Origin of the sequence: Streptomyces synnematoformans, from assembly GCF_039531005.1 — a bacterium.
In the GTDB taxonomy this organism is placed as follows: domain Bacteria; phylum Actinomycetota; class Actinomycetes; order Streptomycetales; family Streptomycetaceae; genus Streptomyces; species Streptomyces synnematoformans.
This window is the reverse complement of record NZ_BAAAPF010000022.1, coordinates 1-17055: the sequence shown is the minus strand read 5'-3', so window position 1 is coordinate 17055 and position 17055 is coordinate 1. Positions and strand designations below refer to the sequence as shown.

Sequence of the window (17055 nt, the reverse complement as noted above, 5' to 3'; positions counted from 1 at the left end):
CCCCATGAGTGACCCCTACCTGCTGGCACGCGCCCGAGCCCTGCGCACCGTTGCCGTCCCGGCGGACCGTACCGAACTCACCCGGCTGCGCCGCGCCGTCGACGATGTGGAGCGCCGTCTGGTGGATATCGTCGCCGCCCCCGACGGCATCCAGGAACTCATGGCCGGCTGGGCCGCCGACGTTGAACCGGCCAGCGGCGCCCTGGGCGACAGCGACGTCCACCGCACCGCCTCGGCCGTCCGCCTGGTCACCCTGGCCTGCTGCATCCGCCACTGCTGGCCCGACCCCAGCCAGCCGCTGTACCCGGGACAGCCCGCCCCGCAGGAGGACGTCATCGCCGCCCTGACTCCTCTCCAGGACACCCTCGCCCCCCGGGACAGCGCGGCAGTGCTGGGCCAGACCGGGCACTTCCTGACGGCCCTGCGGTTCCTGCGCGCCTGCGGCCACCTCGCGGCAGACGTCGGCGACGGCATGATCCGCCTCGGGCCCATGGCCGCGCTGTGGTCCGAGTGCGACGTGGCCGAACTGCGCAGCGGCTACAACGTCCTGCCCGCTCCGAGGAAGGGGTGAGCCGGTGGACGTACCGGCACTGCACGCCCTGTCCCACAACCGGCGAGCCGATGTCAGAGCGGCGGTCTGCGCCGTGGAGAGCGCCATGCTGCCCGTGCCGTCCACCCACTACCGCGCCCTCGCGGAAACCCCGCTGCGCATGGTGGTGGAGCAGGTCCTGGCCGCATCCGGACGCACCCTGCTCGCGGTCGGCGGCGGCTACCTCAGCGGCTACAGCGACGAGATCAGACACCGTCTCGCGCACGAAGGAATCGGGGTCCTGCCGCGCGAGGACCGCGCCGTCCTCACCCTGATCCTGCTGTTCAGCGTCGCCGTTCCCCGAGCGTCCGGCACCACCCTGCCCGAGCAGCTGTGGACCCAGGGCGAGCCCGTGCCTCGGGAACAGCTCAAGGGCTGCCAGGTGTCCGACGTCGTCCTCACCGGCGCGCTGCAGCGCCTCACCGATGCCGGCCTGGTCCGCCGCACCAGAACGGGCTATGCACTGGGCCACCAGTTCCTGCGGCTGACGCCGGCATTGGGCGCCGAACTGTTCGAGCAGCTGATCCTGCTCGCCGATCCCGACAGCGCTCTCGCCGAATCCATCCGCCGGCGCCGCGCCCGCCCCACCGTGCCGACGGCCCCTGCTCCCGACCACGAGGTGCACGACACACCATGACCAGCCCGCCCACCTCCGACCCCTCCCGGGGCATCGTCGGCGACCGCCAGCTCATCGCCGTCCAAGCCTTCGCCATCGCACGGCTCACGGCACACGCCGTCCCGATCGTCCCGGAGACCTTCATCGCCGTCTCCGGCCTCGGCCCCAAAGACGACTCCAACGGCTCCGGCAAGACCAGCTTCCTCATCGCCGTCTCCTTGCTGCTCGCCGACCCGCAATGGCGCCTGGAGACCAACGGCGGTCGGCACGCCAGCGGCATCCTGTTCCGCCCCGACGCAGCCGGCGTCGACCAGGCCCACCAGGCATCCCCGGTCACCCACGGCTACATCGTCGGCGTCTTCGCCCACCCAGATGATCCCGCCACCAGCCCCGTGACCGTCTGGGTCCGCATCGCGACCACCACCCCATACCTGCAGGCCAATTGGACCGAAGGCCTCCACGTCGCCGACGCCCCCACCGACCACGAGCGCAGCATCCAGGCCGACACCCTGTGGCGCGAGCTGGGCACACGCCAGCTCCTCTCCGCCCGCGCCATGGCCGAGAAGCTCTACGGCACCGCCCCACGCTGCCTCACCTACCTCGACACAGCCCTGCGCCCACCCGTTCCCTCCCTGCTCAGCCAGCAGCTGACCGAGATGGAGCCCCACGACATCGGCCGGTCCCTGATTGCCCTGTCGGGCATGACCCCCCTGCTGGAGGAAGAAGACGACCTGCGCGGCCAGGGCCTGCAGCACCAGATCAGCCTCGAGAAGGCCCAGGCCGAACACGCACAGGCGCTGCTCGCCGAAGAACAGGTGATGAGCGGCGTGCGCGCCCGCGAGGCCGCCCGCCTCGCCCTCCAGCGCGGCCACGAAGCCTGGCGCCGCTACCTCGCCGCCTCCTACCGCGACGCCCACCACAGTGACCAGCGTGTTGCCGCGCTCATGGACGAAGAGAAACAGGCCGCCGAGACAGCCGAAGCGCTGGTGCGGGCAGCCGAGGATCACGTGAACTCGCTCGGGTCCGCCGAGGAACTTGCCGCCCAGAAAGGCAAAGCCCACCAAGCCTGGTTCGATGCCCGACAGCTCGTCGGTGAGCTGTCCAAGAACGTCACGGAGTTGACCACGCGGCAGGCGGTACTGCGCGCTCGGCGGACCACCCTGCTGCCCCAGGCGCAAGGCTGGGACGGCAGCGACTGCACCACCGCGGCCGACCGCCTGAAGCAACGCCAACGCGAGCACGCCAAGGCAGAGCTGCAACGCGGCGAGGCCGAAGACACCGTCACCCGCGCCCGCACCCGCCTGCACAACGTCGAACAGGGCCGCAGCGGTCAAGCCGGCCGCGCCATCGACCTGCTGAGCGAACACCGCATCCGCGCGCACGGCCTGCTCGACCAGCTCAACGTGGACGAAGCCGCCCGTCCGGAGTGGGAGCCGCGTCTGGCCCCCTGGCAGGACGCGATCGTCGTCGAACCCGAGCACGAAGACACGGCCCGCCGTCTTCTGCATGCCGCTCTGCCCGGCGCACAGATCATCGCGTTCGACGTGCGGCAGCAGCCCCTGCCAGAGGGCATTCACAGCACCCTGAACGTGGCACACTTCCTCGCCACCCTTCAACAGCGCCTGATCCCTTCGTCCGACGGCTTGGCCGTCCGTGACCAGGAGCTGGCGCTGACCGTGGCGGGCGGCTTTCCCACCGCGCTGGCCGGACGCGAAGCTCGGCTCCGACAAGCCCGCGCCGTCCTCACAGCCGCCGAGGAAGCCTTCACCGAGGCCACCGAAACCGTGACCGTCGCCACCGCTGCCCTCACCCTGGCCCAGACCCAGCACGCAGCCGCCCAGGCGGCCGAAGAACTCTTCCGCCTGGACACCCAGGAGAACGACCTCCAGACCAAAATCGACGATCTCGCCGGCCGCGCCACCAAGGCCGTGCGCGACGAACAGGAACTCCAGCAGATCTGGCAGGAGGCCGTGGCCGGGCACGCCGCCCACGAACAGCTCCTCACCAACGCGAAGCTCACCCTGGAAGGGGCCGGCAAGGCGCTCAAGGAACGCCACCGCAACCTGGCGAACCTTGAGCGCCAGCGCGATCAGGTCGCGGCATCCCGGTGGCAGCAGCAGTGGGGCGAACCCCTCGAAGACGCCGTACGCCTCCTGGACCAGGCATCGGACCAGGCCCGTTCATCCCGGCCGGCGGCCCTGCGCCGGCAGGCGGAGGACGGACTGCGCCGGGCCTACGAGCACTACGGCGTCGACGGCACCCCGGGCGCGGACGTCGGCCAAGACCTCCGCACCGGCGAGGAAATGATGCAGGCCTTCGCCGACAGCGATCCCGCCGGCCTTCCCACCCTCACCTTCGCCGACGTGGCGGCCCCGCTCGAGAACCGCCTCGCCGGCCACCGGGACCAGGACGAGGTCGCCGCCGCGCGCGTCACCCACGACCAGCACGCCCGGGAGCAGGCGATCGCGGAACTCACCAACGGGGCCGCCACCAGCGCCCGCAACCTGGAAACCCTCCAGGACATGATCGAAAAGCACCTCGACGGTCTCTTCGCCCAGATCAGCGCGGCCTTCAACGACCTCGACCTGCGCCGCGACGGCCACGGGGCCAAGCTCGAGCACCTCAGCGTCCGCCCCCAAGGGGCCGGCGACTGGCAGTGGCAGGTCATCCCGCGCTGGAAACGCTCCCGCAGCGGCGGATACGTCTCCTACCGAGAGAACGCCAACAGCGCCCAGGTCAAGGTGCACGCCATCCTGCTCGTCCTCGCAGCGCTCCTGGCTGACTCCCAGACCCAGGGCAGAGTTCTGATCCTGGACGAACTTGGCAACAGCCTCGGGGAGGTCAACCGCAAGGACATGCTCGCCGCCCTGCGCGACGTCGCCCGTGACCAGCACCTGACCATCCTCGGCACCTGCCAGGACAGCGTCCTGGCCGACGCCGCCGATGTCTGCGGGGAACTGCTGTGGTTCGTCCACGCATCAGAAGCCGACATCGTCAACCAGCCCACCAGCGCATGGGCCTTCGACAGCAACGGCGCCCGCACCCAACTCACCGAAGACTGGGTCACCGCAGGACGCGCCCATGCCTGACCTCACCCCCCGGCCTCCACTCCTCATCGGCGAGGCACACGGCCGCGAGACCGTTCCCCTGCGCGACCTGCCATCGGGCATCACCGCCGTCACCCTGCCGCGCATCACCAAGGACAGTGACGACATCGTCCAGGTGCGCGTCCCCAGAGACCGTCGACGACGCATCAGTCCCCGGCAGGTCGACCTCGTCGCCGATCACCCCGTCAGCCCCTACGATCCGCCGCCCACCCTGAGCAGCCGACAACTGATCAAAGTCCTGCGGACCAAGAGCACCAAACGCTGGCCCACCATCCAAGGCGACCTCGGCGACAACGCCTGGCAGATCGTGGTCGACCTCATCCGCTGCGGCGCCGTCATCCTGCGCTGCGACGTCGTCAACGCCACCGGCTACAGCCCGCGCTCCTGGACCCTGACCCAGTCATGGGCCGAACTCGCCGAGGACAAACTCGCCGAACTCCAAGGCCGCCAGCACCCCGAGGACCTGCACCGCGAGCTCCTCGACATCATGTCCAACGTCCCTCAACTCGCCCACGAGCACGCGTTGCTGGCCAACACACCTCCCGGCCGGGTCCTGAAAATTCCCGAGGGCACCGCCACGCGTGCCGAGGACTGGCGCGTCTACGAGGTCGCCATCCGGGCCGCCGGCACCTGGTGGCCCGCCCAGAGCGCACCACGCAAGATCACCGCCAAGGCACTCGCCGGACGCAGCCTGCGCGACACCAAAAGCGCCTGGACCTCCGTCAGGCAACAGGCCTTCTCCAACCTGATCGGCATCCCCTTCGACCAGGCCGTCGACAAGGCCGACACCGAACTGCGCATCCGCGGCCCCCTGCAGTGGCGCGTCGGCACCGTCATCGCCGACGCGGCAGCCTGCAACCCCTGGCTTGCTCTGCCCGCCCGCGGCGTCCGCAACCTCGGCATGATCTCCTGCGACGCCCAGGGCATCTTCCTGATCGAGAACGAGGACACCTTCGAACAGGTCTGCAAGATCCCAGAAATCGCCGACAGATGGCTGTGCATCTGGGGCAAGGGCTATGCGACCGACGGCCTGGCCGAATTCCTTCGCGGCCTCGATGGCTTGCCCGTCGCGGCATGGGGTGACCTCGACGCCCACGGCATCCGTATCATCGGCAACCTCGCCGACCGGATCGGACGGCCCATCACACCCGTCGCGATGACCGTCGACCTTTACCGAGGCGGCACCAAATACCGCCAAGAGCCCCAGAAACTAGAGGAGAACCGCAAGCTCGCCGCCCGGCTCGCGCACCAGGGCATCGAGGCTCTGCGCGATCTGGCCGAAGAGATCGCTCAAGCCGACGGGCACGGCTGCGAACAGGAGACCCTCTACGACGACGTCCTCCCCACGCTTCCGGACCTGCTGAAAGCCGTACCCGTGCCCGGCAGTTCCTGAGCTCGCAGCAGACGGCAGAGCGGGGGAAACCGGTTGGAGTTGTTGTCGGCGTACTCTCCCTCCGCTCCTGGACCCTCGACCGTGGACGGCGGCCTGTCACGTCGCCGGTCCTGGCGCGGTGTCTGTGGTGCGCAGCGATGGAGGGTCAGTACGTCACGGCTCAGGGGACAAGGATGCTGGCGCGCGGGGTCAGATCGAGGTGGGGCAGGCGTCCCGCGTGCGCGCGCAGATGACGTGCTTCGGCGACCATCACGGGGGCGAACACGTCCTCCCCAGGCAAGCGATTCGTCAGACGGTGGTGGGCGCGGGCGCCGGCCAGCAACGGGCGCGCCCAGACGGGGACCACATACAAGGGGCAGTACCGATGACGGACTCCGTGGAGCTTGATAGAGCTGACGTCGCCGGTGAGGTCGAGGTCGCGGGTGAAACGCAGGCGGCCCAGACTGGCCTGGGTGAAGGCCAGCACGCTCAGCGCTCCAGCGATGAGCGGATGCGCGAGGGCGGCGAGAGGGGCTGCCGCCTCGGGTGCGATCTCGATCGCGGGGGCGGGCCGCAACAGCTGCGCCGTGGCCATCGCACCAGAGCACGGGGAAGTCTGCTGTTTTGTTGGTTTGCTGAGAGATGAGGTGAGCGGTTCCCGCGGGTAGTTCGAGGGTTGTGGGCTGGGGTTATGCATTCTGTGTTGAGGGCGGCTGGGTTCGTTGTAGGTAGTTCTAGCGTGTAATGGACCGGTCGGTGTTTGTGCTGTTCAGGGCTGCTCTTGCTGTCTGATGGATGGGTTTAGCGGTTGCGGGTGGGGCGGTGGTGGGTTTCGGCGAGGTGGTCGAGGCGGATGGCCTCGAGTGTGGCCTTGGTGATGCGTTCGGTGCCGTCGCTGATGGCGGTGATGGCGGCTTGGCGGATGAGCCGGGTGAGGGATCCGATGCGGCCGGCGGTGCGCTGGTGTAGGTAGGAGGCGTGGCGGGGGAGGGTGCCGCGTTTGTGGTGCTCGAGGTCGAGGGCGTTTTCGATGTCGGTGATGACGTCGCGGAAGGGTTGGCGTCTGCCGTGGCGGGCGGGGAGGGGGCCGCAGGTGATGAGGGTGGCGCGTCCGGCGAGTTGAGCGCCTCTCACGCCGTTGAAGAGGGGTGTGTCGGTGACGTTGATGCCGGCGTAGACGAAGGTGGCGGGCAGGCGTTCGGTGAGGTCTTTGATCAGGTCGGCGGTTTGGGCGCCGGTGGTGGTGCGTGGGTTGAGGCGATGGATCTCGTCGATGAGGACGAGTTGGACGCCGGCGGCGGTGTAGGTGTGGCAGACGGCGTCGGTGATCTGGGTCTGGGTCATGCGGGTGGCCACGGGGATGCCGAGGTAGCGGGCGAATTCGGTGATGAGGGTTTTTGCGGTGGCGCCGGGCGGGACGAGGACGTACGCCACGGGTACGGCAGGGTGGGCTGATCCGGGTGGTGGTGGGTTTTTGCGGGTGTGGGCGAGGTGGCAGGTGCGGCCGACGTTCAGCAGGGCGGTGGGTTTGCCGGCTGCGGCGGGTCCGGTGACGATCAGGGAGGGCCGGGCGGTGGTCTGCTGGTGGCGGCCGAGGATCATCACTGGGCGTTCTGGATAGACAGTGGAACTCGGTGGCGTAGTGTCCTCGCTCTGCCGCCGGGCTTAGGCCGACAGGGCAGGCAGTGAACAGACCGAGTGCGTCGCGTCGGACGCGGTGCTGTCCTGATAATCGCGGTATGCCCGTCAACCCGGAGTACACGGAGACCAACGTCAGGATCCCGGTCTGCGCCTTCGATGCTCTGGCCGCTGTCACTGCCAGGCAGGGCGGCTCCCGGGATGCGACCGTGCGTCGGTTGCTGGCCGAGCACGTCGAGCGGCAGGAGCAGGAATATCCCGAGGACCGGCTGACGCACATCTCCACCGTGTTGCGCTATCCGCCGCCACCGCGCTGGCGAGGCGACCCGCGTGCCGACCGACCCCTGCGGCTGCGGGTGAGAGCAGGCCTGCTGGAACGGGCCCGCGCGGTCTCGCTGCGGCTGCCAGGGCAGTACCAGCGCGCCTTTAGGGACTACCAGAGCCGGCTGCTGAGCGATGCGGTGGTGACCGCCATCGCGGTGGCCGACCCGTTCACGGACGAATTCCTGGGCGACTTGCTTCCCCTCTTGCGCCACCGTGCCGCCCGCAACCTGTGGAGGCTGGCTGCCGCCGCACTCTGCACCGGACCGGAGATCGAACTCCTGGACGCGGCGGAGGAGGTGCGCATCGCGATGTCCTGGACGTCCGACACAGCGCGGGACGGCGGCCAGCACCTGCTGGCGGTTGCGGTGGCCCTCGAGGAGGACGTGGCTTGGCACTCCCCGGCCCGCTTCCAGATCGCGGCCAACATCGCCCGTGACCTGTTGACGGGGCCGCGGGCTGCGGATAACGAGCGGCTGCTGCAGGAGGAGGGCGAGGCCTGGGACCTTCTGTACCAGGACACCCTCCACGCCGACAAGGAGCGTCGGGCGTACCTGCAGCGGGGAACCACCAGTTACGACTACAGCGGGCGCGGCGGGACTGTGGTGTGGCGCGCTGAACGCCAGGTTGGTCTACAGGACTTCGAGGACTGGCTCACCGGCCGCACCCAGACGGACGCGGCCGAGTACATGATCAAGCCGCCCGGCTGGGTGCTGTCCCGCCCGCCCAACTGGCATGCCGCCGTCCCCACCCTCACGCCCGCCGGACGGCTGCCGCAGCCGTACGCGGCGTGGACGGCCGAGGGCCGTACCCTGGCCTTCCCCTACCGCAACCGGCAGGCGGTGTGGCCGCTGCAGCGCTGGCCGCACGAGCCGGGCTTCGAGCCCGTGCCCGGCGCCGAAGTGCTGCTCGCCGCCGCGAGTGGACTGCGGCCCGAGCAGATCACCGGCTACATCGAGGCCCTTCTGGTCGACTGGAACCACGAGTTCGACGCTGAGGACGACCCTGACCTGTGCCTCGCACTGGATGTCCCGGTGGGCAGGGCGTACGACTTCGGCCTCATTAGCGCCGAGGAGCGCCGGCGCGCCATGGCCGAGGCCCGCGCGGCGACCCTGCAGCACATGGACGAGCTCATCGACGACCTCACACTCGACGGCTGCGACCAGGAGGATCTGCAATATCTACGGGAAGCACGCGGCAACGTTCGGCAGTTCACGCTCGTGGCCAGCCGTCTCAACAGCCGGCTAGGTTTACGGTTTCGGGTGCACAAGGCGACGTGGCGGTGGCCGGGACTGTCGGTTGCTGATGAGTTCCTCGCCGGGACCTCTACCGACTTAGTGCGGTGGCTGGCCGCCGTCGTGCACCCAAGGAGCTCGCTGATCGCGGGGCAGTCGATGCAGCAGGCATGGCGCTACGCGTTCGACCGCTACGCGCCCAGGAAGCGCAGTGCCCGACGGTGCGTGTGACACCCACCGATACAATCCCGAAGAACCCTCTTCGTAGAACTGGATGCAGGCCGAGCAACAACGCCCGGACTTCCGACATCCCGCGTACCGCACATGTACGCCCGCCCGAGGGGGAAGCCTTCGATGAACAACCCGACCCGACCACTCATCTCGTCGACGGCCACCGGCATCTGCGGCCTCGTCCTGGCCCTGATCGGTGCCCCGTGGTGGCTGACGGCCGTGGCCTTCACCTGCTTCGCCCTCGGCCTGCTCGTCACGGTCATCCAGTCCGTCTTTCCTCAAGACTCCGAGCACCGGCTGGCCTGGTGGCGCGCCCGCTGGCACCACCAGCAGCGCCGGTCACTCCCCACTTCCGGCCCGCCGTCAGATTCTCCGGGCCACGCGCCAGTCCTCCGGTCCGGACTCCGACGCGTCTGACGTCAGCGGCCGCCGGTGAGGGCGCCGGGCAGGTCGGTGGCGCGGCCGAGGAGCAGCAGCACCAGGCCCCGGCCACGAGGGCGGTCAGATTCTGCGACTGACGTCCGGCCGGGGCGGCTACTCCCAGGGCTTCGGCGGCGCGTGCCACAGGGCTCTGAGCCAGTGGGGGGCGGATTGGTGAGGAACTCTGTGTGCGCCTCGCATCGGCGGTCCCGCTACGGCACTCTGCCTACATCTCGTCTGGGAAGAAAGATCTCGATCTGCCGGTACCTGGCCGCCCTGCCCTCCATCCTGAGACACATGACGTCCAGCGACTCCGCCCCGGCACACCCGCAGCCATCGATCACATCGGTGACGCGGCACGACATCTTCAACTACCTGCGCGAGATACCGAGCCCCTGGTGGGGGAAACTGGACGAGGTCACGTTCCTGGGGGGCCTCTACGACCTAGACCAACCTACGGTCGATAACAGCCGGCTCCCGACTGTCCGCGCTGACATCCAGCAGCACCGGATTAACAACTACGACCTGGATGACGACTGGATCTTCGAGGACCCCCGGTTGAAGCTCTCCGACGGACCGGACGAGGTGCTGCTCGCTTTCCTTGCGCGAACCGTCCATCCCGAGGTCGTGGCTGGTGTCGAGGAGGCGACGAGGCAGGTTGAGGAGTTCAACCGACTGCTGGCACCGGACGGGTGGGGCCTGCGTCCACACGACTTCCTCTCGGGCCGCCCTATCTACATGCCGGTTCGGCTTCCGGCCACGGGGCCGCTGGTCCCGCTGCCGCTGAACGACGACGACACGAGCAAGCTCAATCTGGTCCTAGGACAGGCGTACAGCCTCCTCGACTGCGCCGGCGAGGGGACTGCGTGTGACCTGTTGCGCACGTCTGTCCTGACCCTGCGCCGCGACGGCGGCATTTTCAACCCCATGCCTGGTGACGATTGGACGGCGGACACCTACGAGGCGGTCCTGACCGCCGAGCGCGAACTCCAGCCCACCTGCACCCCGGAGATGAAGGAGGTGATCTGGCGGACACTAAAGAAATTGCTCAGCCAGTTCGGACGCACCGACGTCCAGAACCTTGTGGTCGTAGGCGATAACCGGCCGCTGCCCAACATCTCCCCGGACTGGCGGACCGAGGCTGCGGCCCCCGCTACCCCCATCGTTCGCGGTCTCCGCCTCTCCTTCTCCACTACCGAGTTCGACGTCACCCGCAGGGATTTCGCCGATCTAGAGATCCGTGCCTCGCAGGATAACAACGGGTTCCACTATCTCTACGACACCCGCGCACGCCGGATGATCACCGACTTCGTCCTCGACGACCGCCCTCGGGTGGCCACCCTGTGCAACGTCACCATCATCAAGAAGGGCGACACCTTCACGCCGAGGATCAAGCTGTGGAAGAAGGACAAGAGGAAGGCAGGGGAGACCTCCGCCACGTATTCGGTGCCTGATACCGGGATCACCCGAGCTGTCAAGGCGCTCGTCGACACCGGGGGTGTCCACGAGAACTTCTGGAAGGCCATCAACTTCCTCCAGGGATGCGCGGGGCTCAGCACGCCCGGCGACTCCCTTCAGCTCGTGGCCAGGGACGAGGACCAACTGACCCACCTGCTGACCGGCCAAGATCGGACGATGGTTCTCAGCGCGGTCAGGACCGCGATCGGCGGTGGACTCACCGAAGAGGACATCCGCCTGATCAGCAACCGCAGAGAGCAGCTCCGGAGGTTCGAGCGGTTGCTGACCGATCCGGACTACTTCCAGCAGGAGGAGAACCTGGCAACAACGCGCGGGGCGGAAGCGGTCTGGCAGGCCTTCTTCGAAGCGAACCAGTGGATCTTCGGCTACGGCCTCAACCTCATCGCCTGCGAATCTATCGACGACGGCAAGCTGGAACGCATCACCACCGGTGCGAACATCTTCGGCGGAGCCGGGAAACGCATCGACGCCATCATGCGTTCCAAGGGCCTGATCAGCAGCATGCTTTTCTGCGAAATCAAGACCCACGACACGGAGCTGCTCGCCAAGACCCCGTACCGCGCGGGCGTCTACCAGGCCTCAAAAGAACTGAGTGGTGGTGTGGCGCAGGTGCAGAAGACCGCCAGCAAGGCCCAACAGCTCATCTCCCGCGAGTTCCTCACCCGCATCTACGACGACGACGGAACTCCGACCGGTGTCGAAATGTCCACTACTCGGCCCCGGCAAGTCGTGGTGATCGGTAGTCTGCGCGAGTTCACTCACAACGGCGCCGTGAACCCGGAGAAGATCAACTCCTTCGAGCTGTACCGGACATCGATCCAGGACGTCGAGATCATCACGTTCGACGAGCTTTACCAGCGAGCGTGCTTCATCGTCGAAGATCGCTAGGCCGCCCATCGTCGGCCTGGACGGCGTGTGTGAGACGACGGCCTACAGCCTGGTGTGATCCGGGCTGTCAGGGGCGGCTGCCAGGCTGAACGGATGGACCGTGATGACGAGTAGCTGCTATGTCGCCGGGTCTATAGCGCGCTGACCACGACGAGCCCGATCCGTGCTACGCCCGAACTGGTCGGTGGCCCGCTGGATTGCCTGCTGCTCGGCGTCGCAAGCTGGACGCAGGGCGAGGCCGACACCGTTGTCGCGCTCTCCTCCGAGCTGGGGTAGTTCGGGGCTGGCGGCCGACCCTGTACGACCCGCGCCAGCTTGACTGCACGGCCCTGACTCATCGCTCGACCGCGGTGGGCACGCGAAGCGATCGTGTCCCGCCGGGTGGTGTAGGCGGTTGGGGTTGTGAACGTGTGGGTGTCTGCCGGGGGCGTGCACCGGTTGTGGGTGCGTACTCCCTGAACAAGGGGTAGGCCATCGCGCAGTCTCCCTGGTGAACGGCCAGTTCAACCGGAGGAGCACACGATGGCCTTGTCCCAGTCTGACCTGATGCGGCTGCTTGAGTCACTACGCACGGCCGACGGAGTTGAAGCGATCAGGATGCTGGTGGAGCGCATCCTGCAAGAACTCATCGAGGCCGAGGCCACCGAGGCCATCGGCGCCGCCCCCGGCGAGCACTCCGAAACTCGCAAGACCTGGCGCAACGGCCACCGGGACCGGCTGCTGACCACCCAGGCCGGCGATGTGGACCTGAAGATCCCGAAGGTGCGGACCGGGTCGTTCTTCCCCTCGCTGCTGGAGCGGCGCCGGCGGATCGACCGGGCCTTGTTCGCCGTGGTGATGGAGGCATACGTGCACGGAGTGTCCACCCGCAGCGTGGACGACCTGGTCAAGGCACTCGGCGCGCAGTCGGGCATCTCCAAGTCGGAGGTCTCCAGGATCTGCGGCGAACTCGACACCGAGCTGACCGCGTTCAAGGAACGGCCGCTGGATCACACCATCTTCCCCTACGTGTTCCTCGACGCCACCTACTGCAAGGCCCGGGTCAACCACCGCATCGTCTCCCAGGCCGTGGTCATCGCCACCGGCATCTCCGCCACCGGTCACCGCGAGATCCTCGGACTGATGGTCGGCGACAGCGAGTCCAAGGCGTTCTGGACGAAGTTCCTGCGCTCCTTACGGGCCCGCGGCCTGGAGAACGTGCAACTGGTGATCTCCGACAGCCACAGCGGCCTGGTGGCCGCGACCCGGTCGGTGTTCCTCGGCGCGGCCTGGCAACGGTGCAGGGTCCACTTCGTCCGCGACGTCTTCTCCGTGATCGAGAAGGGCTCCGGGGAGATGGTCGCCGCCACCATCCGCACCATCTTCGCTCAGAGGACCGCCGAGGCCGTCCGCACCCAGCTGAACGTGGTCGCCGACATGCTCGGACGACAGTTCCCCCAGGTCAAGACCATGCTGATCGAGGCAGCCGGGGACATCACCGCATTCGCCGACTTCCCGACCGCGCACTGGAAGAAGATCTGGTCAACCAATCCGCTGGAACGGCTGAACCGGGAGATCAAACGACGAGCCGACGTCGTCCAGGTCTTCCCCAACCCCGCCGCCCTGGACCGACTGACCGCCGCCGTCCTGGCCGAACTCCACAACGAATGGCAGGTCTTCGACCGCCGCTACCTCTCCGAAGCCTCCATGGCCGAACTCCTCACCGACAACCCCACCAACCCCCGGCAGCAGATCAGGGCGCCGTCGGGGACGATGTGCTCCAGTACGCGAATGGCACGGGTGACCGGGGCGATGGCCACCCAGAGGGCTTCCCGTGGGATGCCGGACGACAGGTGGTTGCCTTGTTCGTCGAGGGCGGTCTTGTACACGTTGCCGTAGATCAGGTGGGGTCCGCTGTGTGGCTCGGGGCAGCAGCCGGTGCGCAGGCCGAGGACCTCCCCGGGGCGCATGCCCGTCAGATAGGCGACGACGATGAAGCAGGCGGTGACCAGGCGGCGCAGCAGCGTGGCGGCCCCGCAGCCCGCACCAGCCTGCGCCGCATGATGCGCACCGAGAACACCACCCGCTGACCGTCGACAAGAGCCACCGACCTCGGCTCACACCCACCGCAGCCCGAGCTCGTTCAGCGCTTCGGCGCGCTCCGGGGTCAGCGTGCTGCGCCTGGTTTTGATGTTGGTCAGCCATACCCCGAGCCGTACGTCGTGCTCGGTCCCGTCGTCGTCGACGACGGTCTCGATGTGCTTGCGGGGCACGGCCTCCAGGGTTCCTTCGCGTTCGCGGTACTGCCGGGCGGCGCGCAGGCCGCGCTCGAACGCCGCTGCCCTCGCCCCGCCCCTGGGCGGCGCCGTACGGGCCTGGGCGGGCTTCTCAGCGGCTGCCACGCCCAGGGCGGACAGCCGGCGCCGCTGCTCGGCGTTCAGGGCGTCCCAGCCCTCCTGTTGCCGCTTGACCCACCGTCCGACATCCTCGGCACCGATTCTTCCCCCCGGCGCCAACTCCTCCAGCGACGCGCCAGCCTCCACGCAGGTGCGGACTTTGACGTACATGCGCTGCCAGTCGGTCGTCCAGCCCAGCTCGCGCGGATTCCATTCGGGGTCGATATCCGCCAGGTCCGCGGCCCGCTGTGCGGCTTTAATGGGATCCTTGCCCAAGCCGCCCGGGCGCCTCAAATTCGTGAGCCATTGCCCGATCGGGCGGTTTTCCGATGCCGCTCCCTGTGGAGCGCATAGAGTTCGGTGTTCGGCGTAGTAGGCGCGGGCGGCGGCCAGGTTCTCCTCCCATGCCAGATCCGGAGCTGACCAGACCATGCCGATCTCGTTCAGCTCCCGTTTCCGCCGCCGTCCCTCGGCGTTGTCGTCCATGCGCCCCGCGGAATTCTCCGTCCGCTGGTCGGAAATCCACCGGCCCAGCGGGAAGTTCGTGCCGGCTTCGCGGTACGTCAGCGGAACGCGGAGATTTCCGTACTCCTTCGCGTAGCGCACCGCGGCGGCGTGGCCACGTGCCCACGACGCGCCCACGGGGTTGATGACCTGCATGCTTACGAATCGCCTGATTGCCTCAGGGCTGCGCTTGGTGGAGAAGCGCAGCAAGAGCCGCCCCTCTTCCTCGCCTTCCTCCGGGGCCATCCCGATGGACTCGGACGGCTCTACACGCTCGGATTTCTCCTGCGGAATGGCGAGCATCTCCACCATTTTGGAATCGTGAGCCCGTAGCGCTTGCATCACGGCAATGAGCGACCTCCACCCGATTCCGCGCATATCCTCCGGATCTTCCCTCTCCTCCAGGAAGACGGGAACGAGGATGCTCGCCATCTTCCCTTCCCGGGGCTTCTGCCTAAGCGCCCGGCCGAGGGCCTGGACGATGTCCACCACCGACCCCTTCGGGTCGACGATGGCGACTGACTCCACCTCCGGGCAGTCGACACCCTCCCCCAAGACCTTGCAGTTCGCGACCACGGCGCGCTGCACCGGCCGGCCCCGGCCGTCGACGCCGTCGCCGAGCTGGCGCAGCACCTGGCGCCGGCGCTCCGGCTCGTGCTCGCCGCACAGCCAGTCCGCCCACACCAACTCCGGGTTCGGATGCCGCTCCGGCTCGGCGGCGTGCAGCTTGGCCGCCACGCCGGGCAGCCCGGCCGCCCAGGCTTCGGCTTCCAGCCTCCGATGATGGAACGTGATCATCTTCCTGAGGCCATGCGCCGCGGCGGCCTCCAGCACCGCGGTCTGCAGTGCCGCCATCCGCTTCCCCCGCACCTGCTCACTCCGCTTGTCCTCCCCGTACAACTCCCCATTGCCGAGCTCGGGGTCCCGAATTTCGCAAACGATCAGTTGGAACTGGGCCAACAGCTCCCTGCGCACGGCCTCCGCCAAGGGGAGCTCGAACACCGTCGGCCCGAAGACGGCCTCATCGTCCATGGACGCGGCCATCTCCTCCGGCAGCGCCTCACGCATCCCCTCCACCACCTCCGCCGGCGGACGCACCTCCCAGATCCGCGGGGTGGCCGTCAGGTACAGCCGACGGTCGGCCGGCACCTGGTCCTGGTGGTGGACCGCCGTCCACGCCTTCCCCATCGACCCCGACACCCGGTGCGCCTCATCCACACAGATCAGATCAAAACGATCAAGGCGCTGACCGTAAGCGCCCTCATGCGCCTCGATCAGCACCGGCAGGCTCGCGTACGTCCCGAACACGGTCACGTGAGACTTGCCACCCAGCCACAGCGCCAGCTGGATCGGGTTGGTCGTCACCCGCACCCCGGCGTTCCACAGCACCGGGTCATCGGTCAGCGAGCACACCGCCACCGCCATGCCATCCCGGCCCTCGGCCTGCCACGCCGCCACGGTCTGCGACAGCAGCTCCAGGGTGGGAACGAGGACCAGCACGCGGCCATACGGCGCGAGACGCTGCGCGGCATGCGCGGCCATCGCCGTCTTGCCGGTACCGCACGCGGACACCACCGTCGCCCGCAACCCATCCGCCGGGAACGGCCTCCCGGGCGCGGGCTCCAGCGCCCTTACTGCGGCGTCGACAGCCTCAACTTGATGGGGCCTTAGAGTGCTCGGTCCCGTGCGCATCAATTCCTCCCCTGAGGCAGAAGCGTATGCTGCTGGAGCTGCTGAATTCGGGTCTATGGAGGCAACGTTGGAGCTTCGCGCCCGGCGCTTCGACTGGTCCCTGGCGGGCCTCCGGAGGTAGAGTTTATCTCGGGATTCTACATGATGCATCCTAACGATGCACTACCGTGCGAATGCTTCCCTCTATCGAGTGCATCCGGTACGCTCCCCGTGTGAGGAACCGCGCCCTGACGATCACTTCCGGTCAAGCCCGGAGCCTCCAACGGCAATCCGCGCAGGGGCGCCCGGAGAGACGCATCGTGGAGCCTCGCGGGGCCGTCTCGCCTGATGCCGACGCAGCGTCATCTAGGGGGAGTGGCCTGGCTTTCGGAACTTCACATGGTGCATCACTTGCGATGCACACCCGCCCGGAGCCTCACAGCCGGCCGCTTCGCTCCGGCGGAGCGAAGCGGAGCCGGTGAAACCCGCGCAGCGGGTTTTCTGAATCACGCGGAGCGTGATTGCCGAGCGAAGCGATGCTCCGTGATCCGCGGAGCGGATCACGGTCGTTATGGGCTCGCGCAGCGAGCCCATAACCCGCTCCGCGGG

11 protein-coding genes and 1 pseudogene are annotated in these 17055 nt (G+C 68.2%); 9 read left to right on the top strand and 3 right to left on the bottom strand.

Annotation, left to right across the window (positions count from 1 at the left end; translation table 11 throughout):
* Positions 1-4: 4 nt before the first annotated feature.
* Genes ABD317_RS06775 through ABD317_RS06760 form a run of 4 tightly spaced genes read left to right on the top strand, consistent with a single transcriptional unit; the run spans position 5 to position 5705 of the window.
* Entirely contained in the window at positions 5-571 is a 567-nt protein-coding gene (locus ABD317_RS06775; RefSeq protein ID WP_344288822.1) for a hypothetical protein, read from the top strand.
* A 4-nt stretch (positions 572-575) separates the two neighbouring features.
* Positions 576-1226 (top strand): hypothetical protein, encoded by a 651-nt coding sequence (locus ABD317_RS06770; RefSeq protein ID WP_344288820.1) that lies wholly within the window; start codon positions 576-578, stop codon positions 1224-1226.
* Positions 1223-4294, top strand: a complete 3072-nt coding sequence (locus tag ABD317_RS06765) for a hypothetical protein (protein ID WP_344288818.1) — start codon at positions 1223-1225, stop codon at positions 4292-4294. The genes ABD317_RS06770 and ABD317_RS06765 overlap by 4 nt, the downstream gene beginning before the upstream one ends.
* A complete protein-coding gene (locus ABD317_RS06760) occupies positions 4287-5705 on the top strand; it encodes a Wadjet anti-phage system protein JetD domain-containing protein (protein ID WP_344288816.1) in 1419 nt (472 codons plus the stop codon). The genes ABD317_RS06765 and ABD317_RS06760 overlap by 8 nt, the downstream gene beginning before the upstream one ends.
* Before the next feature lie 160 nt (positions 5706-5865).
* Here ABD317_RS06760 and ABD317_RS06755 read toward each other — a convergent pair whose 3' ends face one another.
* Positions 5866-6279, bottom strand: a complete 414-nt coding sequence (locus ABD317_RS06755) for a hypothetical protein (protein ID WP_344288814.1) — start codon at positions 6277-6279, stop codon at positions 5866-5868.
* A 206-nt stretch (positions 6280-6485) separates the two neighbouring features.
* The gene (locus tag ABD317_RS06750) at positions 6486-7286 is read right to left on the bottom strand and encodes an ATP-binding protein (protein WP_344288812.1); all 801 of its coding nucleotides are present in this window, start codon (positions 7284-7286) and stop codon (positions 6486-6488) included.
* A 137-nt stretch (positions 7287-7423) separates the two neighbouring features.
* Here ABD317_RS06750 and ABD317_RS06745 point away from each other — a divergent pair, with 137 nt between their 5' ends.
* From ABD317_RS06745 to ABD317_RS06725, 5 genes and pseudogenes are all read left to right on the top strand, one after another.
* Positions 7424-9109, top strand: coding sequence for a hypothetical protein (locus ABD317_RS06745; protein ID WP_344288810.1), 1686 nt, complete (start codon positions 7424-7426; stop codon positions 9107-9109).
* A gap of 123 nt (positions 9110-9232) precedes the next feature.
* Complete coding sequence (locus ABD317_RS06740; RefSeq protein WP_344288808.1) at positions 9233-9526, top strand: hypothetical protein; 294 nt, start codon at positions 9233-9235, stop codon at positions 9524-9526.
* A 300-nt stretch (positions 9527-9826) separates the two neighbouring features.
* The gene (locus ABD317_RS06735) at positions 9827-11896 is read left to right on the top strand and encodes a Shedu anti-phage system protein SduA domain-containing protein (protein WP_344288806.1); all 2070 of its coding nucleotides are present in this window, start codon (positions 9827-9829) and stop codon (positions 11894-11896) included.
* A gap of 522 nt (positions 11897-12418) precedes the next feature.
* Positions 12419-13612, top strand: a pseudogene (locus tag ABD317_RS06730) (IS256 family transposase); the annotation flags it as partial.
* A gap of 167 nt (positions 13613-13779) precedes the next feature.
* Complete coding sequence (locus tag ABD317_RS06725) at positions 13780-13965, top strand: hypothetical protein (RefSeq protein ID WP_344288804.1); 186 nt, start codon at positions 13780-13782, stop codon at positions 13963-13965.
* Between the two features lie 27 nt (positions 13966-13992).
* On the opposite strand, the gene ABD317_RS06720 is transcribed toward ABD317_RS06725, so the two are convergent.
* Positions 13993-16467 (bottom strand): DEAD/DEAH box helicase, encoded by a 2475-nt coding sequence (locus ABD317_RS06720; RefSeq protein WP_344288802.1) that lies wholly within the window; start codon positions 16465-16467, stop codon positions 13993-13995.
* Positions 16468-17055: the final 588 nt, after the last annotated feature.